Raw genomic sequence first — 21353 nt, forward strand, 5'->3', positions numbered from 1 at the left:
GGGCGGCCTCTTCGTGCGTGCGGCAGGATGGCGTCATGACCGACGCAGGCGGTAACGCCATCACCTACGTCCACGCGCCCGAGCAGCGCCGCTACGAGATCCGTGACGGTGCGGAGCTCGCGGGCTTCACGCAGTACCGGCTGCCGGACGACGTCCACGTGGACTTCGTCCACACCGAGGTCGACGACAAGTACGCCGGCCAGGGTCTCGCCGGCGGTGTCGTGGAGTTCGCCCTGGCCGACGTCCGGGCCCAGGGCAAGCGGATCATCGCCCACTGCCCGTACGTCGCGCGGTGGATCACCAAGCACAACGAGTACGACGACATCACCGACCCGGTGACGTGAGCGGCCCAGGTCGGCGCGAGGTCTACCTCGACAAGGCCCGCCCCGCGGCGTACAAGGCTGCCGTCGCGCTCGCCGAGCAGGCGGGGGCGGCCGCGGAGGACGCCGGGATCGAGCGCCGTCTCGTCGAGCTGCTCAACCTGCGGATCTCGCAGATCAACGGCTGCGCCTACTGCCTGGACCTCCACCACCGCCTCGCGATCGAGGCAGGGGAGTCGGAACGACGGATCGCCGTGCTCCCGGCCTGGGCCGAGACGGCACTCTTCGCCGAGCACGAACGCGCCGCACTGCAGCTGGCCGAGTCGATCACCCGGCTGCCCGAGCCGGACGAGCGGCGCTACGCCGAGGACGAGGCGCGCGCCGTGCTCGGGGACGAGGCCCACGCCGCCGTCGCATGGATCGCGATCACCATGAATGCCTTCAACCGGATCTCGATCACGAGCCACCACCCGGTCAGGTGACACCGGCGAGGACGCCCACGAGCGCACCGCCGCCGATGAACCAGGCGCTGTTGAGCTTCGTGCGCCACAGCAGCACCAACGTGGCGGCGGCGAGGCCGATCGTGGTCAGGTCGACCAGGCCCGATCGGCCCAGCTGGAGCGAGACCCCGGCCATCAGTGCGAGAGCGGTGGCGTTCACGCCGTCCAGCAGCGCCGAGGTCAGCGAGCGTGAGCGGAGCCAGTCGGTGAGCCGGGTCAGCAGGCTCACGAACACGAACGACGGCAGGAAGATCGCCACGGTCGCGAGGAAGGCGCCGGGGAACCCGGCGACCACGTAGCCGAGGAAGGTCGCGGTCGTGAAGACCGGACCGGGGGTGACCTGACCCATCGAGACCGCGTCCAGCACCTGCTCCCGCGTGACCCACCCGAGCCGGTCGACGAAGTCACCCTCCAGGAACGCCAGGATGACGTAGCCGCCTCCGTAGAGCACCGCGCCGATCTTGAGCATCGTCCAGAACAGCTGGGCCAGCTGGTTGCCGGTGGGATCGGCGAAGACGGGTGCCCCGGCGAGCAGCGGCCACCCGAGCAGGTGGTGTCGGTCGGTTCCGGACAGTGAATCGATCCCGCGGGCCAGCGCGGCGATCGCGGCCCCGCCGAAGAGCACGACGAGCTCGTTGACCCCGAGCAGGTACGCCGTCAGGGCGAGGACCGCGAGGACGACCAGCCACGGCGAGTCCAGGACCGTGCGGCCCAGGCCGAACAGTGCCCAGGCGATGATCGCGACGACGACCGGCACGACGCCGTACAGGATGCCCTCGATGGCGGGGGTGTCGCCGTGCTCGACGTAGGCCCAGGCGAGGCCGGTCACCATCAGCGCGGCCGGGAGGATGAAGGCGAGCCCGGCCAGCAGGAGCCCACGCCACCCCGCGCGCTCGTGGCCGAGGTGGATCGCGAGCTCGGTCGAGTTCGGCCCGGGGATGAGGTTCGTGGCGCCCATCAGGTCCGCGAAGCGTCGGTCGCTCACCCATGCGCGGCGGCGCACGAGCTCCTCGCGCATCATCGCGGTGTGGGCGGCCGGACCGCCGAAGGCGATCGTCCCGAGACGCAGGAAGACCAGTGCGACCTCACGTGCCGACCCGCTGGTCGACCCGCCGGTCGACTCGCTGGTCGATGCCGGCGGCGGTGGCTCCATGGCGTCATCATGCCGGTCGGGGAGGGCCATCGATGAGGGGCCTTCGTCGCTTCATCTGCTCGCAACCTGCGGTGGGACTGCGATTCACCGAATGCTGGTCGTCTGGCCGCATGACCGCTGTGCGCCCCGAGAACCGCCCGTTGATCGCCCTCGTCCCCGAAGGCAACCGGCACGGTTCGCGCTCCCACGTGACCTGCTTCTTCCGCTGTGGCAACGCCTGCGACCAGCCGGAGCCCAACCCGACCGACCACCCGCACATCCGTGACGAGATCACCAAGGCCGTCGCGCGACGTGCCGTCCTCCGCGGTGGGGCCGCCGGAGCCGGTGCCGTGCTCGTGGGATCGGTCGTCGGGACCGGGAGCCTGGCCGCCGCCGCGACCACGACCGGCGTGAGTCGCGCCGCTGCTGCGGCGGGCCCGCTGGGCACGCACCGGTTCCGTCCGGTGACGCCGAACAAGCGCGACGCCTTCACGGTGCCGACCGGCTACCGCACGAGCGTCGTGATGAAGTGGGGCGACCCCGTCGTCCTCGGCGCCCCCGACTTCGACCCGGCCGAGCAGTCGGTCGCAGCGGCCGAGAAGCAGTTCGGCTTCAACTGCGACTACGTCGGGGTGCTGCCGCTGACCCGGTCCACCTCGCTCCTCGTGGTGAACCACGAGTACACGACCGAGCCGCACATGTTCCCTGCCGGCGTCTACAGCGACGACGAGATCAAGCGGATCTCGATGACCAACCACGGCATGTCGGTCGTCAAGATCGTGCGCGGCACCACACCGGGCTCCTGGCGCCAGGTCGGCAACCTGAAGACGTGCAAGGAGAACCGACGCATCCACATCAGGACGGCGTTCCGGATGACGGGACCGGCTGCCGGCGACGCGCGCCTGCGGACCTCGGCCGACCCGACCGGCAAGAAGGTGCTCGGCACGCTCAACAACTGCGCCGGCGGCACCACGCCGTGGGGCACGGTCCTCTCCGGCGAGGAGAACTTCAACCAGTACTTCGACGCCGGCGCGGGTCTCGACCCGGCCTTCGCCACCGAGTACGCCCGCTACGGCATCACGGGTGCGGGCCGCGGCTGGGGCACGGTCGACTCCCGCTTCGACCTCTCGCAGGAGCCGCACGAGCCGCACCGCTTCGGCTGGGTCGTCGAGGTCGACCCGTACGACGCGCGTTCGACGCCCGCGAAGCACACGATGCTGGGCCGCTTCAAGCACGAGGGCGCGAACATCGCTCTGACCAGGAGTGGCTACGCCGTCGCCTACATGGGGGACGACGAGCGGGGTGACTACCTCTACAAGTTCGTGTCGGCCGAGCGGATGGACAAGGCGAAGACCGCCAAGGCCAAGCGCCACAACATGACCCTGCTGACCAAGGGCACCTTGTACGTCGCGAAGCTGACCGGCGACGGGGACGCCGACGGCAAGTTCGACGGCACCGGCCGCTGGATGCGCCTGTGCACCGACAAGCAGTCGTTCGTGCCCGGCATGTCGGTCGCCGACGTCCTGATCTTCACCCGGCTCGCCGCCGACAAGCTCGGCCCCACGAAGATGGACCGGCCCGAGGACGTCGAGCCGAACCCCGTCAACGGCAAGGTGTACGCCGCCCTCACGAACAACTCCGATCGCGGCAAGCCGGCGATGCCCGCCGACGAGGCGAACCCCGTCACGACGTCGAAGGTGCGCGCCAGCCTGGGTGCGCCACTGACCGACGCGTCCGGCAACCGCAACGGCTACGTGCTCGAGCTCTCACCCGACAAGGGTGTGCACTCGACCAGCTCCTTCACCTGGAACCTCTTCCTGGTGTGTGGCGACCCGGCCGCTCCGGAGTCGTACTTCGGTGGCTTCGACAAGTCCAAGGTCAGCCCGATCAGCTGCCCGGACAACGTCGCCTTCGACAGCCGCGGCAACCTGTGGATCTCCACCGACGGCAACGTCCTGGGCAGCAACGACGGTGTCTTCCGGGTGCCTGTCTCGGGGCCGAACCGTGGTCAGGTGCAGCAGTTCTGCACGGTCCCCAAGGGTGCCGAGGCCTGCGGTCCGCTGATCACCGACGGTGACCGCTCGCTGTTCGTCGCCGTGCAGCACCCGGGTGAGATCTCCGGCGCGACCTTCGAGGCGCCGGCGAGCACCTGGCCGCACACCGACAACTTCCCGCGCCCGGCCGTGGTGGTTGCCTACCTCGACCGCTGAGGCCGGGACGCTCTCAGGCGATGGTCATGCCACCGTCGACGGCAAGGGTCTGGCCGGTGATGTAGCCGGCCGCGTCGGACGCGAGGAACACCACGGTCGCGGCCAGCTCGCGCGGGTCGCCCTTGCGTCCGGCGGGGATCCGCTGCTGCTGGGTCTCGAGGTAGCCCGGGGGGTAGCTGTCGGTCATCTCGGAGGTGAAGAAGCCGGGAGCGATCGCGTTGACCCGGATGCCCTTGCGACCGGTCCACTGCTGGGCCAGGTCGCGGGTGAGCCCGATGATGCCGGCCTTGGACGCGGCGTACGCCGCCTGGGGGAGCCCGGCGGTGGTGAGGCCGAGGACCGAGGAGATGTTGATGATGCTGGAGCCGGGCTGCATCACGCGGCCGCAGGACTGGGCCATCCAGTAGCTGCCGTTGAGGTTGATGTCGATGACCTGGGTGAACTGCTCGGGCGTCTCTCGCGTCGCGGGTACGGCGGTGCCGACGCCGGCGTTGTTCACCAGGATGTCGACGCGGCCGAACTCGGCCATCGCGGCGTCGACGAGCGCCTGGCAGGACGCCGGGTCGGCCACGTCGGTCTGGACCGAGAGGGAGCGGCGACCGGCGGCCTCGACCAGCGCGGCGGTGTCGGCGAGGCGGTCGACGCGTCGGGCACCGAGGGCCACGTCGGCGCCTGCTTCGGCGAGGGCCTTGGCGAAGTCGACGCCGAGCCCGGAGCTGGCGCCGGTGACGACGGCGACCTTGCCGTCGAGGCTGAACATCGAGGGGAGGTCGGTCGCAGTCATGGCTGCACGGTAGCGGAGGCCGGAGGCTCACCCGAACGATCGCTCGGCTGGCGGGCGCCGTAAGGTTCACCTAAGTTGTGGAGTCGTCGAGAGGAACACCGTGGACGCCGTGATCGAACGGACCCAGGGGGCTCCCCTCGGGGCCCTGTGGGAGCGCTACCGCCGATTCCGTGGCCGGTTCGCGCTGGCCGTGGTGATGTCCACGATCAACAAGATCGCCGACGTGGTGCCGGAGCTCCTCATCGGTGCCGCCGTCGACGTCGTGGTCCGCGGCGCGGACTCGTTCGTCGGTGACGTCCTCGGCGTCGAGTCGCGCTACGCCCAGCTGGGCTGGCTCGCGGCGATCAACCTGGTCGTGTGGATCATCGAGTCGGTCACGGAGTACGCCGCCGACGTCCTGTGGCGCGGACTGGCCCAGGGCATCGAGCACGACCTGCGGGTCGAGGCCTACGACCACGCCCAGCACCTGCACCTGGGCTGGCACGAGTCGCGGGCGCAGGGCACCACGCTCGCCACCCTCAACGACGACGTCAACCAGCTCGAGCGGATGCTCGACGAGGGCTTGCCGGCGATCCTGCAGACCTTCCTCAACATCGTGCTCGTCGGCGCCGTCTTCGCGGCCGCGTCGTGGGAGCTGACGGTCTACGCCTTCCTCCCGATCCCGATCATCGTGGTCGGCTCACTGCTGTTCCAGCGTCGCCTGGAGCCGCTCTACGACCGCGTCCGCGAGGCGGTCGCCGACCTGTCCGGCGCGCTCAGCGCCAACCTCGGTGGCATCGCGACCATCAAGGCCTTCAACGCCGAGGACCGTGAGCGGGACCGGATCGCCGCGGTGTCGACGGCCTACCGCGAGGCCAACGTCATCGCGATCCGGTCCTCGGCCGCCTTCGTTCCCCTGGTGCGGATGGCGATCCTCGCCGGCTTCACCTGCACCCTCCTGCTCGGCGGCTGGAAGACCCTCGACGGCGAGCTCGAGCTGGGCCTCTACTCGGTGCTGGTCTTCATGACCCAGCGGCTGCTGTGGCCGCTGACCGCGGTCGCCGAGGTCCTCGACCTCTACCAGCGGGGCCGGGCCTCGACGACGCGGATCCTGGCGCTGCTGGCCGAGCCGGTCGACGTACCCGCGGGCACCGAGAAACTCGTCGGACCGGTCGGCGGACGGATCGAGCTCCGCGACGTCCGGGCCGGGTACGCCGACGGGCCGGACGTCCTGCACGGGCTCGACCTCGTCATCCCGGCAGGGGAGACCCATGCCATCGTCGGTTCGACCGGCGCCGGCAAGTCCACCCTGCTGCGGCTGGTGCTGCGCTTCGACGACCCGCGCTCGGGCGAGGTGCTCCTCGACGGCACCGACATCCGCGAGCTCGACTGGGACTCGCTGCGGGGCTCGATGGGCTACGTCGCGCAGGACGTCTACCTGTTCGCCGGCACGCTCGCCGACAACATCGCCTACGGCCGCCCCGGTGCCAGCCGCGAGGACATCTGCGCCGCCGCCGAGGCAGCGGCCGTCGCGGACTTCATCGAAGGACTCGAGAACGGCTACGAGACCTGGGTGGGGGAGCGCGGCATCAACCTGTCCGGCGGCCAGCGCCAGCGGATCGCGCTCGCCCGCGCGCTGCTGCGCGACCCGGCCCTCCTCGTGCTCGACGAGGCGACCAGCGCCGTCGACAACGAGACCGAGGCGGCCATCCAGACCTCACTGCGCCGGGCCGGCGAGAGGTGCACGACCCTGGTGGTGGCGCACCGGCTCTCGACGGTCCGTCACGCGCACCGGATCTGGGTGCTCGACGCCGGTCGCGTGGCCGAGGCGGGGACCCACGACGAACTGGTCGCTCTCGACGGCGCGTACGCCGCGCTGTGGCGAGTCCAGACCGGTGAGGCCGTGGCCTGATCCCACTCCCGTGGCGACTATCCTTTCGCCGTGAGTGAAACGGTTGCGCCCTCCCCCTCGAGTCCAGAGGTCCACTACGACGTCCACGCCGTGGAGGAGAAGTGGCTTCCGGTCTGGGAGGAGCTCGATCCCTTCCGTGCGCGCGACGAGGTCGTCCGCAGCGGAGAGCGTGAGAAGCGCTATGCGCTGACGATGTTCCCCTACCCCAGCGGCGACCTCCACATGGGTCACGCCGAGGTCTTCGCGATCCACGACGTGATCTCGCGCTACTGGCGACTGCGGGGCCACGAGGTGCTCAACCCGATGGGCTGGGACTCCTTCGGCCTGCCCGCGGAGAACGCCGCCATCCGCAACGACGAGCACCCGGCGACGTACACCTATGCCAACATCGAGACGCAGTACGCCTCGATGAAGAGGTACGGCGTCAGCTTCGACTGGTCGCGTCGCCTGCACACCTCGGACCCCGAGTACTACAGGTGGACCCAGTGGCTGTTCCTGAAGTTCCGCGAGCAGGGCCTGGCCTACCGCAAGAACTCGCCGGTCAACTGGTGCCCCAACGACCAGACCGTGCTGGCCAACGAGCAGGTGCTGGCCGACGGCACCTGTGAGCGGTGCGGCGCGGAGGTCACCAAGCGCGAGCTGACCCAGTGGTACTTCAAGACCACGCAGTACGCCCAGGAGCTCCTCGACTGCCTGGACGACCTGCAGCCCACGTGGATCGACAAGGTCGTCAACGCGCAGCGCAACTGGATCGGTCGCTCCGAGGGTGCCCACGTGAGCTTCGCGGTCGAGGGCCACGAGCCGCTCACCGTCTTCACGACGCGGCCCGACACGCTCTGGGGCGCGACCTTCATGGTGGTGGCCGCGGATGCCAAGCTGGCGACCGAGCTGGTGTCGGAGGAGCAGCGCGCTGCGCTCGAGGAGTACCAGACCGACGTACGCAAGGCCTCCGACATCGACCGCCTGGCCACGGACCGCCCGAAGACGGGTGTGTTCCTGGGCGTCCATGCGACGAACCCGGTCAGCGGGGAGCAGGTCCCGGTCTGGGCGAGCGACTACGTGCTGGCCGACTACGGCACCGGCGCGATCATGGCCGTGCCCGCTCACGACCAGCGCGACCTCGACTTCGCCCGCGCGATGGACCTCCCGGTCCGGCGCGTGGTGGACACCGGCGAGGAGAACCCCGAGGAGTCCGGCGTCGCGACCACCGGCAACGGCGCCTACGTCAACTCGGGTCCGCTCGACGGCCTGAGCGACAAGGTCGAGGGCATCCGTCACGTCATCGCGCTGCTCGAGGCCGACAACCAGGGCTCCGGCACCGTCAACTTCCGCCTCCGGGACTGGCTGCTGTCGCGCCAGCGCTACTGGGGTGCGCCCATCCCGATCATCCACTGCCCGGTCGACGGCGAGGTCCCGGTGCCGGAGGACCAGCTGCCCGTCGAGCTGCCGGAGCTGCGCGGCGCCGACCTGAAGCCGAAGGGCAGCTCTCCGCTGGGAGCGGCCCGCGAGTGGGTCGAGGTCAGCTGCCCCACCTGCGGCGGCCCCGCCGAGCGCGACACCGACACGATGGACACGTTCGTCGACTCGTCCTGGTACTTCTTCCGCTACCTCTCCTCGCACGACGCCACCCAGGCCTTCGACCCGGAGCTGGCGAAGGCGTGGGGGCCCATCGACCTCTACATCGGTGGCGACGAGCATGCCGTCCTGCACCTGCTCTACGCCCGCTTCTTCACCAAGGTCCTGCGCGACCTCGGCCTGATCGACTGGGACGAGCCGTTCTCGTCGTACCTCTCGCAGGGCAAGGTCATCAACAACGGCCGCAAGATGAGCAAGTCCCTCGGCAACGGTGTCAACCTGGGCGAGAAGCTCGAGGAGTTCGGCGTCGACGCGATCCGGCTGACGCTGGTGTTCGCGAGCCCGCCCGAGGACAACATCGACTGGGCCGACGTGTCGCCGGCCGGTGCGGCGCGCTTCCTGCAGCGGGCCTGGCGGCTGTCGGGCGACGTGACGTCCGCTGCCGGCACCGACCCGTCCGGCGGTGACGTGGCACTGCGCAAGGTCACCCACAAGACGGTGAACGAGGCGGCCCAGCTGCTGGACTCCTACCGCTTCAACGTCGTCGTCGCCCGCACCATGGAGCTCGTCAACGCCACCCGCAAGGCGATCGACTCCGGTGCCGGCCCGGCCGACCCTGCTGTCCGCGAGGCTGCCGAGGTCGTCGCGATCCTGCTGTCGATGGTGGCGCCGTACACCGCCGAGGAGATGTGGGAGCGCCTCGGCCACCAGCCGAGTGTCGCCCAGGCGTCCTGGCCCACGGTCGAGCCCGCGCTGCTGGTGGACGAAGCGGTCACGGCCGTCGTGCAGATCCAGGGCAAGGTGCGTGGCCGGCTCGAGGTGTCGCCCGACATCAGCGAGGCGGACCTCGAGGCGGCGGCCCTGGCCGACCCCGCGGTGATCAAGGCACTCGAGGGCCGTGAGGTCCGCAAGGTCGTCGTCCGTGCGCCCAAGCTCGTCAACATCGTGGTGTGACGCCGTGGGCTCCGTTGCACTCGTGACCGACTCGACCGCGCACCTCCAGGCGGGCGCCGAGTCGGCATGCGGTGTCACCGTCGTGCCCCTCCAGGTCGTCATCGACGACGAGGTGTACGACGAGGGGAGCGCGGCCGCGACGCCGGAGAAGGTCGCGGAGGCACTGCGCGAGAAGCGTGCGGTCAGCACGTCCCGACCCGCCCCGGCGGTGTTCGCCGAGCTCTACGAGCGGCTCGCGACCGAAGGGGCCACCGAGATCCTGTCGGTGCACCTGTCGGCCGAGGTCAGCGGCACCTTCGAGTCAGCGCTGGTCGCCTCCCGCAACGCCCCCGTCCCGGTGACCTGTGTGGACACCCGGCAGGTGGGGGTGGCGACCGGGTACGCCGTCGAGTCGGCCGCCGCGGTGCTCGCCGGTGGTGGGACGACGGCCGAGGCGGCCACAGCTGCCCGAGCACGTGCCGCCACCGCGACGTCCCTGTTCTACGTCAACACCCTCGAGTACCTCCGCCGCGGTGGTCGGGTCGGTGCCGCTGCCGCCGTGTTCGGTGGCGTGCTGGCGGTCAAGCCGCTGCTCGGCATCGTCGAGGGCCTCATCGTCCCGCAGGCGAAGGTGCGCACCGCCGCCAAGGCGATCGCGCAGCTGGAGGCGATGGCGGTCGAGGCCGCGGGGGAGCAGCAGGTCGAGGTCTGTGTCGCCCACCTCGCCGCCGAGGAGCGGGCTCTCCAGATGGCCGAGCGGCTCGCCGACCGGCTGGGGGAGCAGGTCGTCCCCGGGCGCGACGGGAGCCCGGTGCGCTGCCTCGAGCTCGGCGGCGTCCTGGGGGCGCACGTCGGACCCGGCATGCTCGCGATCTGCGTCGCTCCGGTCCCGGACAGCCCCGTCTGATCGGTCCACCGACCGGTTCCCGTCCACAGGGACCGTCGTCCGGTGCGTTGTCCACAGGCGCCGCCGCGAGCGGTGCGCGTCGCGGCGCCCGCTGCCTACGGTGCGGTCATGTCTCTTCGACGTGACGGTGAGCGGACCGACGAGATCCGCTCCGACATCGCTGCCCGACGCCTTGCCGCGCTCGCCGCCGACATCGGGGCGGGTCCGCCGCCTCCTCGTCGGGGGGACGATCAGGTGCTGGACCACACGCTCGCCCCCTGGTGGGACGACCACACCCGCATCACGGCGGTGGCGGCCGCGATCCCGCCCTTGCCCGAGGCGGAGCCCCCGATTGCGGTGTCCCCGACGGCGGTGTCCCCGACGGCGGTGCGCGCCCCGGGGCGCCACGCCGCCCGGCGCCGGGCAGCGCCGGTCACGGACCGCCTCGGCGCGGTCAGGGACCGGCTCCCGGTCCTGTCGCCGGCGCACATCGCGGTCGTCGCGCTCGCCGTGGCCGTCGGCCTGGCCGTGACGGCCTGGTGGGTGGTCCGCGACGACCCGGCGCCCTCGGCGGCGGGGGCGCCGGTGATCGGCGAGACCATCGCCGGCGAGCCGCTGGTCCCGGTGGGTGCCACGGCGTCGAGCGCGCCCTCGGGGGCCGCGGCGGTCAGCGAGGAGGTCACCGTCGACGTGGCCGGCAAGGTGCGTCGACCGGGCATCGTGGTCCTGGCCCGGGGAGCGCGGGTGACCGACGCGCTCGAGGCCGCCGGCGGGCCTCGTCGAGGAGTCGACCTGACCTCGCTCAACCTCGCACGGGTGCTGGTCGACGGCGAGCAGATCCTCGTCGGTGCGTCGGGCGCCGCTGCTGCGGCCGGGAGTCCCGGCGCGGGCGCCCCAACGGGTGTCCCCGGAGCGCTGGTGAACCTCAACCTCGCCACCCAGGCCGAGCTCGAGTCCCTGCCTCAGGTCGGTCCGGTCACCGCGCAGTCGATCATCTCGTGGCGCGACCAGCGTGGCGGGTTCACGAGCATCGACGAGCTGCTCGAGGTCGACGGCATCGGTGAGAAGTCCCTGGCCCGGCTCGCGCCCCTGGTCACGGTCTGAGGGGTCAGGATCCGAGGAGCGACCGGTGGAGCACGGCGATCAGCTCACCCCGCGTGATCATGCCGACCAGCCGACCGTCGTCATCGACCACCGGCACGTTCTTGTAGCCCTCGGAGGTCATCATCGGCACGAGGTCCGCCACCGGGGTGTCGGCAGCGATCGTCGTCACGTCGGTCCGCATGATCGAGTCGAGTGTCTCCAGCTCGACCAGGTCGCGGGTGAAGAGGTCGATGATCGACACCACCCCGACCACCCGTCGCTCGGCGTCGACCACCGGCAGGGTCTTCACCTGGCGCTGGACGAGGAGCATCCGGGCGCGGTAGATCGACTCGAACGGGTGCGCCACCACCACGTCCCGGTTCATGATCCGCTCGACCGGGATCGACCCGAGTCGACGGTCCAGCGCGTGCGTCTCCGCGTCGCGGACGATCGCGACGATGTCGGCGGGGAGCACGTCGAGACGGTCGGCGAGGCGTGTCATGGCCCGCTCGACGTCCGGGGTCGTGATGCCGAGCTCGCTGGCGGCGCTCGCGGTCGCCGCAGGGGCCGGCCGGTGCGGGTAGCGCCGACCGGTGAGGTTGTTGACCACGACCGCGACGACGAGGAGGGCCACCACGTTGACGCCGACCGGAGCCAGCACGAACAGGGCTCCCTGGTCGTGGATGTCCGGCGTGGCGGTGGCGGCGAGCAACGCACATGCGCCTCCGGGTGGGTGCAGGCAGCCGAGCAGCATCATCGCGCCGATCGCGGCGCCCACGCCGACCGCGGCGGCGAGCAGGACGTCGTCGAACACCCAGTGGGCGCCGAGGCCGATCGCGGTCGAGATGAGGTTGCCGCCCAGGACGGGCCATGGCTGGGCGAGTGGACTGGCCGGCACCGCGAACAACAGCACCGCGCACGCGCCCATGGGCGCCACGATGAAGGGCAGCATCTCTGGGCCGCCGGGCACGGCACGCGCCGCGGCGCCGGCCACCGCGATGCCGATGAGTGCGCCGAGAGCGCCGCGGGCCAGCTCGGAGGGGGCGTAGCGGGTCACGACGGCCACCCTAGGGGTGCGGCGCGTGGCTGAGTCCGACCCCGTGGCGCGCCACGACCTGCGGATGCCGGCGCTCGGCCTCGCGGCCTGGGGCGGCGGCATCCTCGCCGACCGGGCGGGGGAGCGTGCGGGGTGGGCGCTCGGCGGCGTCCTCGCCGTCATCGTCGGCCTGGGGTGCGCCCGGTGGCGGGCTCGCTCCCGGCCTGCCGACCCCCGCCGCTCCCTCCTGCTGGCACTGCTGGTGATGGCGGCCGCCGTCCTCTGCGGCTCCCTGCTGCGCCACGACGCCGTCCGGGCGAGTCCCTTGCACGAGTGGGCGGCGCAGCGGGCCACCGCCGACCTCCTCGCCACGGTGGTGTCCGACCCGCGACGTGTCGAGGGGCAGTGGGGTGACCACGTCGTCGTACGCCTCCGGGTGGAGCGGGTCTCCGCCCGGGGCCGACACCTCGACCTCGGAGCGACGGTCGTCGTCCTGGGTGATCCGGCGTGGACAGGGGTCGCGCTGGGGGAGCGGGTCGTGGCCGAGGGACGTCTGGCGCCCTCGGACAGTCCCGACGTCGCGGCCCTCCTGACGACCGGCCGGGCGCCGGTCCGGATCCGCAGCCCGGACGTCTGGTGGCGGGCGGCGGGCGCGTTGCGGGCCTCGATCCGCGACGCGGTCGCCCACCGGCCGGCGGAGCAGGCGGGCCTGGTGCCGGCACTCGTCGACGGCGACGACGCGGGCCTGCCGGCCGACCTCGAGGCGGACTTCAGGACCACGGGTCTGACGCACCTCACTGCGGTCAGCGGGACGAACCTCACCCTGGTCGTCGGCGCCCTCCTGCTCCTGGCGCGCCTGATCGGGGTCCGCGGTCGGTGGCTCGTGCTCGTCGGGATCCTGGGGATCGTCGGGTTCGTGCTGCTGGCCCGGACGGAACCGAGCGTGCTGCGCGCGGCGGCGATGGGGGCGGTCGGCCTCTTCGCGTTCGGCCCCGATGGCCGCCGACGCGGGCTCCGGGCCCTGGGGGTGGCCCTCGTGGCGTTGATGCTGGTGCAACCGGACCTGGCGACCTCGGCCGGCTTCGCGCTGTCCGTGCTGGCGACCGGGGGCATCGTGCTGCTGGGGCCGCCGCTCTCCGGTGCTCTCGCCCGGTGGCTGCCGCCTGGACTCGCGGAGGCGGTGGCCGTGCCGACCGCGGCCCAGCTGGCGTGCACGCCCGTCGTCGCCGTGCTGTCCGGTCAGGTGAGCCTGGTCGCGATCGTGGCCAACCTGCTCGCCGGTCCGCTCGTCGGGCCGACCACGGTCCTGGGCCTGCTCGCGGGCCTGGTGGGGCTGGTCCTGCCCACCCTCGGCACGGTGGTCGGCACCGGCGCCGCGTGGTGCGTCGCGGGGATCATCGAGGTCGCGCAGCGCGGCGCGGTCCTGCCCGGAGCGAGCCTGGCGTGGGGCACGGGTCCCGGTGCGATCGTCCTGCTCGTCGTGGTCTGCATGGCCCTCGGACTGATCCTGCCGAGGCTGCTGCGCAGTCGCACGCTGGCCTGCTCGCTCGGGGCTCTCCTGCTGCTCGTGGTGCTGGGTGTCCCGGGCCGGCTGGGGTCGATCCCCTCTGGGGGCTGGCCGCCCGAGGGGTGGGTGCTCGTGGCGTGCGACGTGGGACAGGGCGATGCGCTGGTGCTCAGGGTCGGACCAGGAGCAGCGGTCGTCGTCGACGCCGGACCGGACGCGTCCGCCGTCGACGGATGCCTGGACCGGCTCGACGTGCGCGAGCTCCCGCTCGTGGTGCTCACCCACTTCCACGCCGATCACGTCGACGGGCTCGACGGAGTGCTGCAGGGACGGCGGGTCGCGGCGATCGAGACCTCGCCCGTGCTCGATCCGCCCTCCGGTGCGGAGCAGGTGCGCCGCAGCGCAGCCGCAGCGGGCGTCGACGTGCGGACGGCGAGCTTCGGCCTCACCCGGAGGTACGGCGACGCCGTGGTCCAGGTCGTGCACCCGGCCCTCGCCGAGCCGGTGCCCGGGGCAGGTGACGGCAGCTCGGCCAACGACGCGAGCGTGGTGCTGCTGGTGGAGGTCCGAGGCATCCGGATGTTGCTGACCGGGGACGTCGAACCGCCCGGTCAGGCCGAGCTGGCCCGGACGCTGGCAGGGCTGGACATCGACGTGCTCAAGGTGCCGCACCACGGCAGTGCCCACCAGGACGAACGCTGGCTGGCCTCGCTGAGCCCGGAGCTCGCGCTGGTGTCCGTGGGCGCCGACAACGACTACGGTCACCCGGCGGGCGAGGTCCTCGACCACCTGTCGGCCGCCGGCACGGAGGTCCTCAGGACCGACACGGGAGGCGACGTCGCGGTGGTCGTCGACGAGGCCGGCCAGGTCAGGGGCGCCAGCCGCCGGTGAGGTCGGAGCCGTGTGGGAAGGTGGGCGCATGCGGGCGGAGGACGTGCTGGGACGGGTCACCCTGGTCACCGGCAAGGAGGAGTTCCTCGGGGCTCGCACCGTCGAGGACGTGAAGGCCGCGGTCCGCGCCCACGACGCCGAGTCGGAGTTCTCCGACGGCAACGCCTCCGACCTGACCCTGGCCAGCCTGGGGGAGATGTCGGCGCCCTCGCTGTTCTCTGCCGTGCGCTGCGTGGTGGTCCGTGGCCTGGAGAACCTCCCCGACGAGTCGGTCGACGGCGTGCTCGCCTACGCCGCCTCCCCGGTCGAGGACGTCGCCCTCGTCCTCGTGCACGGCGGCGGCCAGAAGGGCAGCGGGGTGCTCACCAAGCTCCGCAAGCTCGGTGCCGTCAGCGAGCACAGGTCCGAGGAGCTCAAGCCCTCGGACTTCCCCGGCTTCGTGGCCAACGAGGTGCGCCGCTACGGCGCCTCGATCGACCGGGAGGCCGCCGACGTCCTCATCGAGGCGATCGGTCGCGACCTGCGCTCCCTCGCCGGCGCAGCCCACCAGCTGACCAACGACTTCCCCGGTGAGCGGATCAGCGAGGCCCAGGTCCGCCGCTACTTCGGCGGCCGGGCCGAGGCCAAGTCGTTCGCCGTCGCCGACGCCGCCTTCGCCGGGCGCGACCGGGTCGCGCTCGAGGAGCTCCGGTGGGCACTGGACGCCGGCACCGCCGCCGTCCTGATCACCTCCGCCTTCGCCGGCAGCGCGCGCGGCCTGGCCCGGATGGTCAGTGCCCCCCGCGGGATGCGGGACGTGGACCTGGCCCGCGAGGTCGGGGTCCCGCCGTGGAAGCTCCGCTCCCTGCGCGACCAGTCCCGCGGCTGGACCGATGCCGGCCTGGCTCGAGCCATCCGCGCCGTTGCGCAGGCCGACGCCGACGTGAAGGGCGCTGCCAGCGACGCGTCGTACGCCCTCGAACGGCTGGTGCTCACCATCACCGGCCTGCGTCAGCGCTGACGCACCGTCGAGACGGCGAAATCACGAAAGGGAGTCCCCGACGGGGACTCCCTTTGACGTGATGGCTCCGGACCGGAGCCAGAGCGGCGGGCCTCAGAGAGAGGCGGCCTGCTTCGAGATCGAGGACTTGCGGTTCGCAGCCTGGTTCTTGTGGATGACGCCCTTGGAGGCCGCCTTGTCGAGCTTCTTGGTCGCCTCGCGGGCAGCCGCGGTCGCCGCGTCCTTGTCGCCGGCCGCAGCGGCCTCGCGGAACTTGCGGATCGCGGTCTTGAGGCCGGTCTTGACGGCCTTGTTGCGCTCGTGCGCCTTCTCGTTCTGCTTGTTGCGCTTGATCTGGCTCTTGATGTTCGCCACGGGTGATTGCCCTCTTGTGTCGTTGGGATGCTGGTCTGGTCCGGAGCGCGAACCCTGTGCGGCCGGCGCCCGTCTGATCGACTTGTGATCAACTTCAGAGGGCAGGCGACAACGCAGGAGACGCGACCAGCAAGGCTAACAGTGGTGGAACACCGCCCCAAATCGTCACTAGGGTTCGCACGTGCCCCCCACGCCTGCCCGTCGACCGCTCCCACCGTCGCGTCCCCCGCTCCCGCTCGGAGCCCTCATGTTCCTGCCCGGCACTGCCTTCTGGGTGCTGGTGATCCTCGCCGCCACCCGGGAGGACAACCGCCTCATCGCCTGGGCGTTCGCGGTGGGAGGTCTCGGGCTGGCCGTCTTCGCAGTGCTCAAGGCGCAGCAGGTCCGGGACCGGAAGGTGCACCGGATGCGCGCCGTGGAGGCCGGCACGCGGACGACGGCGCGCATCGTCTCCACCCGGGTGCGCGGACACCTCAACCAGGACCCGTACGTCGTCTTCGGGCTCGAGGTCCTGCCCGAGAGCGGTGACAGCTACCGGGTCGAGATCACCGAGCTGGTGTCCCAGCTCGCGGTCCCGCGGATCCTTCCCGACACCGTGATCGACGTGCACGTCCACCCGGACGACCCGCTCTACGTCGTGATCGACCCGGCCGCCGTCGGTCGGAGCTGACGCTCAGCTCTCCCAGCCGCGGCGCTCGGCCAGCCAGTCGTCGATGACGTCGCGCTGCCAGGCCTGTGCGGCGCGGACCCACGGTGAGGTCGACGGCACGGGCTCGTTGGCCGACACCGTGAAGTAGCCGAGGACCAGGGCCAGGGCGACGTCGATGTCCTCGGCCGGCACCGAGGCGAGCAGGGGGTGGGCGGCGATGTGGGCCTCGACGTCGATCCCGTCGCCGCGCGGCCCGATGAGCAGGAACAGCGAGTCCAGCCAGGCCGCGCCGACCACGGGCCAGTTCCAGTCGCACAGGACGGCCCGGTCCTCGTCGAGGACCAGGATGTTGTCGTCGCGGATGTCGGTGTGCACGAGGGTGCCTCCGGCGACCACCTCGGCGTAGCGATCGGCCAGGGCGCCGATCTCGGCGGCGCGCGGGTGGTCGATCTGCTGCCACAGGGCGGGCCAGGCAGCGAACTCCTCGACCGCGGTCGACAGGGCGGCGCCGGGTGCAGGCGTGAGGAGGTCGGCCATCTGCACGGCCATCGCCGAGCAGAGGGCCAGGTCCCCGGCGGTCCACGGCCGGTGCGGGGCGCGCCCCTCGACGTACTCGATGCCGAGCAGCACCCACTCCTCGACCTCGTCGGCCCACAGCAGCCGCGGGGCCGGCACGCCCGGCGGGAGGAGGCGGAGCTTGCGTGTCTCCTCGCGGTAGGACTCGGCGAACATCCGCTGCGCCTTCACCGACGCCGCCTTCACGAAGTGGCGGGTGCCGTCCGCGCAGGTCAGCACCGATGCGAAGCCGGGGGTGAAGCCGCCGCCCTGCGACGCGGCCTCCTCGACAGCGGATCCGAGGCGGGACTCCACCGCACGGCGTACCCCGGGAGGCAGGTGGGCCCACTCGACGCGGCGGGCGGTCCGTCCATGGGGGATCCGGGTGGGGAGCACGGCCCCATGATGGCGGACCGGTCCGTGCCCGGGGTCGCGGTGGGATCCGGGTTTCGCCATCGGGACCGGCATTGGGGACAATGGCGGGACCATGGCAGCCTCCGCCCCGAAGCCGGGACACACCGACCCCGCGATCATCCGCAACTTCTGCATCATCGCGCACATCGACCACGGCAAGTCGACCCTCGCGGACCGGATGCTGCAGCTGACCGGAGTCGTCGACGCCCGCGCTGCGCGCGCGCAGTACCTCGACCGGATGGACATCGAGCGCGAGCGCGGCATCACGATCAAGTCGCAGGCCGTGCGGATGCCCTGGACCGTCCCGGTCGACAACGAGGAGGGCGCCGAGCCCGGCGCCTACGTCCTCAACATGATCGACACCCCGGGCCACGTCGACTTCACCTACGAGGTGTCCCGCTCACTGCAGGCCTGCGAGGCCGCGATCCTGCTGGTCGACGCAGCGCAGGGCATCGAGGCGCAGACCCTGGCGAACCTCTACCTCGCCATGGGGGCCGACCTCCACATCATCCCCGTGCTGAACAAGATCGACCTGCCCAGCGCCGACCCGGACAAGTACGCCGAGGAGCTGGCCAACATCGTCGGCTGCGACCCCAGCGACGTCCTGCGCGTGAGCGCCAAGACCGGCCTCGGCGTCGAGAAGGTCCTCAACGAGATCGTCAAGCAGACCCCCGCCCCGGTCGGCGACCCGAACGCCCCGGCGCGCGCCCTCATCTTCGACTCGGTCTACGACACCTACCGCGGCGTGGTGACCTACGTCCGTGTCGTCGACGGCAAGCTCAGCCACCGCGACCGGATCAAGATGATGTCGACCAACGCCGTGCACGAGATGCTCGAGGTCGGTGTGATCAGCCCCGAGCCGGTGAGGACCGGCGAGATCGGCGTGGGCGAGGTCGGCTACCTCATCACCGGCGTGAAGGACGTGCGCCAGTCGCGGGTCGGCGACACCGTCACCTCCCAGCACCACGGCGCCACCGAGTCCCTCGGCGGCTACGAGCACCCGAACCCGATGGTCTACGCCGGGCTCTACCCGATCGACGGCGACGACTACCCCGTGCTGCGCGACGCCCTGGAGAAGCTCCAGCTGAACGACGCCGCCCTGACCTACGAGCCGGAGACCTCCGGCGCGCTCGGCTTCGGCTTCCGCATCGGCTTCCTGGGCCTGCTCCACATGGAGATCACCCGGGACCGCCTCGAGCGCGAGTTCAACCTCGACCTGATCTCGACCGCACCCAACGTGGTCTACGAGGTCCACATGGAGGACGGCAAGGTCCTCGAGGTGACCAACCCGAGCGAGTACCCCGACGGCAAGGTCGCCGAGGTGCGCGAGCCGGTCGTCCGGGCGACGATCCTCAGCCCCTCGGACTACATCGGCACGATCATGGAGCTGTGCCAGGAGAAGCGCGGCAACCTGCAGGGGATGGACTACCTCTCCGCGGACCGCGTCGAGATGCGCTACACGATGCCGATGGGCGACATCGTCTTCGACTTCTTCGACCAGCTCAAGAGCCGCACCAAGGGCTACGCCTCGCTCGACTACGAGCGCTCGGGCGACCAGGCCGCCGACCTGGTCAAGGTCGACATCCTGCTCCAGGGCGAGCCGGTCGACGCCTTCTCGGCGATCATCCACAAGGACGCGGCCTACGCGTACGGCGTGATGATGGCCGGCAAGCTCAAGGACCTCATCCCGCGCCAGCAGTTCGAGGTGCCGATCCAGGCCGCCATCGGCGCCCGGGTGATCGCCCGCGAGAACATCCGCGCGATCCGCAAGGACGTGCTCGCCAAGTGCTACGGCGGTGACATCACCCGCAAGCGCAAGCTGCTCGAGAAGCAGAAGGAAGGTAAGAAGCGGATGAAGATGGTCGGCCGGGTCGAGGTGCCCCAGGAGGCCTTCGTCGCCGCGCTCGCGACCTCCGGTCCGGCCGGGGACAAGCCGAAGAAGTAGTGCCCCCGGTCGTCGTACCCGCGGCGCTCGACGAGCAGCGCCGCCTCGGCGCCGACTGGGCGGCGTGGCTCGACCGATTGCCCGGCCTGGCCCACGGCGTCCTCGACGACTGGGCTCTCACGCCCGAGGGCGGGAGCTGGCACGGGTTCTGCTCGCTCGTCCTGCCGGTGACCACGGCGACGGGCGCGCCCGCAGCGCTCAAGATCGGGCTGCCGGACCAGGAGTCCGAGCACGAGCACCTCGCCCTCCAGCACTGGCACGGCCGTGGTGCGGCCCGGCTCCTGCGTGCCGATCCCGGCCGCCGCGCCCTGCTCCTGGAGCGACTCGACCGCACCGACCTGGCCGAGGTCTGGGACGTCGAGGCCTGCGAGGTCGTGGCGGGGCTGTACGCCGACCTGCACGTCGCGCCGCTGCCGCAGCTGAGGCAGCAGGCGTCGTACGTCGAGCAGTGGACCGCGGCGCTGCGCCGCGACGCGCGCGAGGTGCCGGTCCCGCGCCGGATGGTGGAGCAGGCGCTGGCCCTGGCCGAGGACCTCGGCGCCGAGCCCGCGACCGCGGTCATCCACGCCGACCTGCACGACGGCAACGTCCTGCGCGGTCGACGCGACGGCGAGGACGTGTGGCTCGCGATCGATCCGAAGCCGACCAACGGCGACCCCCACTACGAGCTCGAGCCGATGCTCCGCAACCGGTTCGAGGAGTACGCCGCGCCCGGCGCCGTGGGCTCGGTGCGCGACGGCATCCGGCGCCGGTTCCACACCTTGGTCGACGTGGCCGGCTTCGACGAGTCGCGGGCCAGGGACTGGGTGGTCGTGCGCTCGGTGCTGAACGCGCACTGGGCGCACGAGGACGCCGTTCGTGCCGGCCGGGCCCTCGACACCGCCGAACGGGATCACGTCACCGCGTGCATTTCGGTCGCGAAAGCGGTCCAGGACTAGGACACTGGTCCGGTGTCCTCACCGATCCCGTCGCCGCCCCCCTCCGTCCTCGCCATCAGCGCGGGGCTCTCGCAGTCGAAGGAGTGGGCGGCCCTGGGCCGCACCTCGATCGACAAGTCCAACCTGACGGGTCCGGTCGCGGTCCACGAGCTCGGCATCGAGGGCGACACCGTCTCCGACACCCGCCACCACGGTGGTCCGGACCAGGCCGTCTATGCCTACGCCCGCGAGGACCTCGACTTCTGGGAGGCCGAGCTCGGTCGACCGATCCGTGCGGGGCAGTTCGGCGAGAACCTCACCACCGAGGGGATCGACCTCAACGCGCTCGAGGTCGGCACCCGCCTGCGGATCGGGGACGAGGTCGACGGGATCCTGCTCGAGGCCGTCCACGTCCGCACGCCCTGCAACGACTTCAAGGGCTGGATGGGGGAGAGCGGCTACGAGCCGCGGGCCTGGGTCAAGAGATTCACCGCCGAAGCCCGGCCCGGTCCGTACTTCCGGGTGATCCAGACCGGCACCATCACCGCCGGCGCACCGATCGACATCGTCCACCGGCCCGGCCACGGGGTGAGCATCCGCGACATGTTCGTGGCCCTCAACACCGACCGGAGCCGGCTGCCCGAGCTCCTCGTGATCGACGGGCTGCTCGACAAAGTGCGCGTGAAAGCGGAGGAATTCGTCCGACAGGCGGTGCCGCCGCTTCCTCCTGTTGAACCGGTGATCTAGGTTACTGATCAGTTAGGCCGGTCT

The 21353-nt window shown here is 71.5% G+C and carries 18 protein-coding genes; 13 read left to right on the plus strand and 5 right to left on the minus strand.

Features of this window, described 5'->3' with window-relative positions:
• The first annotated feature begins 35 nt into the window (after positions 1-35).
• Positions 36-344 (plus strand): GNAT family N-acetyltransferase, encoded by a 309-nt coding sequence (locus tag ASE01_RS12425; protein ID WP_056751798.1) that lies wholly within the window; start codon positions 36-38, stop codon positions 342-344.
• A complete protein-coding gene (locus ASE01_RS12430) occupies positions 341-802 on the plus strand; it encodes a carboxymuconolactone decarboxylase family protein (protein ID WP_056751801.1) in 462 nt (153 codons plus the stop codon). Before ASE01_RS12425 ends, ASE01_RS12430 begins: the two co-directional genes overlap by 4 nt.
• On the opposite strand, the gene chrA is transcribed toward ASE01_RS12430, so the two are convergent.
• A complete protein-coding gene (chrA, locus tag ASE01_RS12435; RefSeq protein WP_056751804.1) occupies positions 795-1973 on the minus strand; it encodes a chromate efflux transporter in 1179 nt (392 codons plus the stop codon). The two genes, ASE01_RS12430 and chrA, sit on opposite strands and share 8 nt — an antisense overlap.
• 110 nt (positions 1974-2083) lie before the next feature.
• Here chrA and ASE01_RS12440 point away from each other — a divergent pair, with 110 nt between their 5' ends.
• Positions 2084-4162 (plus strand): PhoX family protein, encoded by a 2079-nt coding sequence (locus ASE01_RS12440; protein ID WP_056751807.1) that lies wholly within the window; start codon positions 2084-2086, stop codon positions 4160-4162.
• A 13-nt stretch (positions 4163-4175) separates the two neighbouring features.
• On the opposite strand, the gene ASE01_RS12445 is transcribed toward ASE01_RS12440, so the two are convergent.
• Entirely contained in the window at positions 4176-4946 is a 771-nt protein-coding gene (locus tag ASE01_RS12445) for an SDR family NAD(P)-dependent oxidoreductase (RefSeq protein ID WP_056751811.1), read from the minus strand.
• A gap of 109 nt (positions 4947-5055) precedes the next feature.
• On the opposite strand from ASE01_RS12445, the gene ASE01_RS12450 reads away from it, so the two are divergent.
• From ASE01_RS12450 to ASE01_RS24990, 4 genes are all read left to right on the plus strand, one after another.
• On the plus strand, positions 5056-6837 hold the full coding sequence (locus ASE01_RS12450) for an ABC transporter ATP-binding protein (protein WP_235535963.1): 1782 nt from the start codon (positions 5056-5058) through the stop codon (positions 6835-6837).
• A 30-nt stretch (positions 6838-6867) separates the two neighbouring features.
• A complete protein-coding gene (gene leuS / locus ASE01_RS12455) occupies positions 6868-9366 on the plus strand; it encodes a leucine--tRNA ligase (protein WP_056751814.1) in 2499 nt (832 codons plus the stop codon).
• Positions 9367-9388: 22 nt separating this feature from the next.
• Positions 9389-10252, plus strand: coding sequence for a DegV family protein (locus ASE01_RS12460; protein ID WP_235535964.1), 864 nt, complete (start codon positions 9389-9391; stop codon positions 10250-10252).
• 108 nt (positions 10253-10360) lie between these two features.
• On the plus strand, positions 10361-11335 hold the full coding sequence (locus ASE01_RS24990; protein ID WP_082606033.1) for a helix-hairpin-helix domain-containing protein: 975 nt from the start codon (positions 10361-10363) through the stop codon (positions 11333-11335).
• Positions 11336-11339: 4 nt separating this feature from the next.
• Here ASE01_RS24990 and ASE01_RS12470 read toward each other — a convergent pair whose 3' ends face one another.
• Entirely contained in the window at positions 11340-12371 is a 1032-nt protein-coding gene (locus ASE01_RS12470) for an HPP family protein (RefSeq protein ID WP_162260290.1), read from the minus strand.
• 25 nt (positions 12372-12396) lie between these two features.
• Between ASE01_RS12470 and ASE01_RS12475 the strand changes: the two genes are divergently transcribed.
• Positions 12397-14748 (plus strand): ComEC/Rec2 family competence protein, encoded by a 2352-nt coding sequence (locus ASE01_RS12475; protein ID WP_235535965.1) that lies wholly within the window; start codon positions 12397-12399, stop codon positions 14746-14748.
• Between the two features lie 28 nt (positions 14749-14776).
• Positions 14777-15748 carry a DNA polymerase III subunit delta gene (gene holA, locus ASE01_RS12480; RefSeq protein WP_056751828.1) on the plus strand — a complete coding sequence of 324 codons (972 nt, stop codon included), beginning with the start codon at positions 14777-14779 and terminating at the stop codon, positions 15746-15748.
• Positions 15749-15841: 93 nt separating this feature from the next.
• Here the strand turns inward: holA and rpsT are convergent, their stop codons facing one another.
• Positions 15842-16102: a 30S ribosomal protein S20 gene (gene rpsT / locus ASE01_RS12485; protein ID WP_056751833.1), complete on the minus strand. Its 261-nt coding sequence runs from the start codon at positions 16100-16102 to the stop codon at positions 15842-15844.
• Between the two features lie 181 nt (positions 16103-16283).
• Between rpsT and ASE01_RS12490 the strand changes: the two genes are divergently transcribed.
• The gene (locus tag ASE01_RS12490) at positions 16284-16772 is read left to right on the plus strand and encodes a hypothetical protein (protein WP_157537299.1); all 489 of its coding nucleotides are present in this window, start codon (positions 16284-16286) and stop codon (positions 16770-16772) included.
• Positions 16773-16775: 3 nt separating this feature from the next.
• On the opposite strand, the gene ASE01_RS12495 is transcribed toward ASE01_RS12490, so the two are convergent.
• Entirely contained in the window at positions 16776-17702 is a 927-nt protein-coding gene (locus ASE01_RS12495) for a phosphotransferase family protein (protein WP_235535966.1), read from the minus strand.
• A 91-nt stretch (positions 17703-17793) separates the two neighbouring features.
• On the opposite strand from ASE01_RS12495, the gene lepA reads away from it, so the two are divergent.
• The 3 genes from lepA to ASE01_RS12510 are packed head-to-tail and all read left to right on the plus strand — an operon-like array spanning position 17794 to position 21329.
• The gene (gene lepA / locus ASE01_RS12500) at positions 17794-19665 is read left to right on the plus strand and encodes a translation elongation factor 4 (protein WP_056751840.1); all 1872 of its coding nucleotides are present in this window, start codon (positions 17794-17796) and stop codon (positions 19663-19665) included.
• Positions 19665-20603 carry an aminoglycoside phosphotransferase family protein gene (locus tag ASE01_RS12505; RefSeq protein WP_056751845.1) on the plus strand — a complete coding sequence of 313 codons (939 nt, stop codon included), beginning with the start codon at positions 19665-19667 and terminating at the stop codon, positions 20601-20603. Before lepA ends, ASE01_RS12505 begins: the two co-directional genes overlap by 1 nt.
• A 12-nt stretch (positions 20604-20615) precedes the next feature.
• The gene (locus tag ASE01_RS12510; protein WP_235535967.1) at positions 20616-21329 is read left to right on the plus strand and encodes an MOSC domain-containing protein; all 714 of its coding nucleotides are present in this window, start codon (positions 20616-20618) and stop codon (positions 21327-21329) included.
• Positions 21330-21353 lie beyond the last annotated feature (24 nt).

Source organism: Nocardioides sp. Root190 (assembly GCF_001428565.1).
GTDB lineage: Bacteria > Actinomycetota > Actinomycetes > Propionibacteriales > Nocardioidaceae > Nocardioides.

Coding starts and splice junctions, on each gene's coding strand:
- ASE01_RS24990 (WP_082606033.1), top strand. CDS start 10,361: ATGTCTCTTCGACGTGACGGTGAGCGGACCGACGAGATCCGCTCCGAC.
- ASE01_RS12425 (WP_056751798.1), top strand. CDS start 36: ATGACCGACGCAGGCGGTAACGCCATCACCTACGTCCACGCGCCCGAG.
- ASE01_RS12440 (WP_056751807.1), top strand. CDS start 2,084: ATGACCGCTGTGCGCCCCGAGAACCGCCCGTTGATCGCCCTCGTCCCC.
- lepA (WP_056751840.1), top strand. CDS start 17,794: ATGGCAGCCTCCGCCCCGAAGCCGGGACACACCGACCCCGCGATCATC.
- holA (WP_056751828.1), top strand. CDS start 14,777: ATGCGGGCGGAGGACGTGCTGGGACGGGTCACCCTGGTCACCGGCAAG.
- chrA (WP_056751804.1), bottom strand. CDS start 1,973: ATGGAGCCACCGCCGCCGGCATCGACCAGCGAGTCGACCGGCGGGTCG.
- ASE01_RS12445 (WP_056751811.1), bottom strand. CDS start 4,946: ATGACTGCGACCGACCTCCCCTCGATGTTCAGCCTCGACGGCAAGGTC.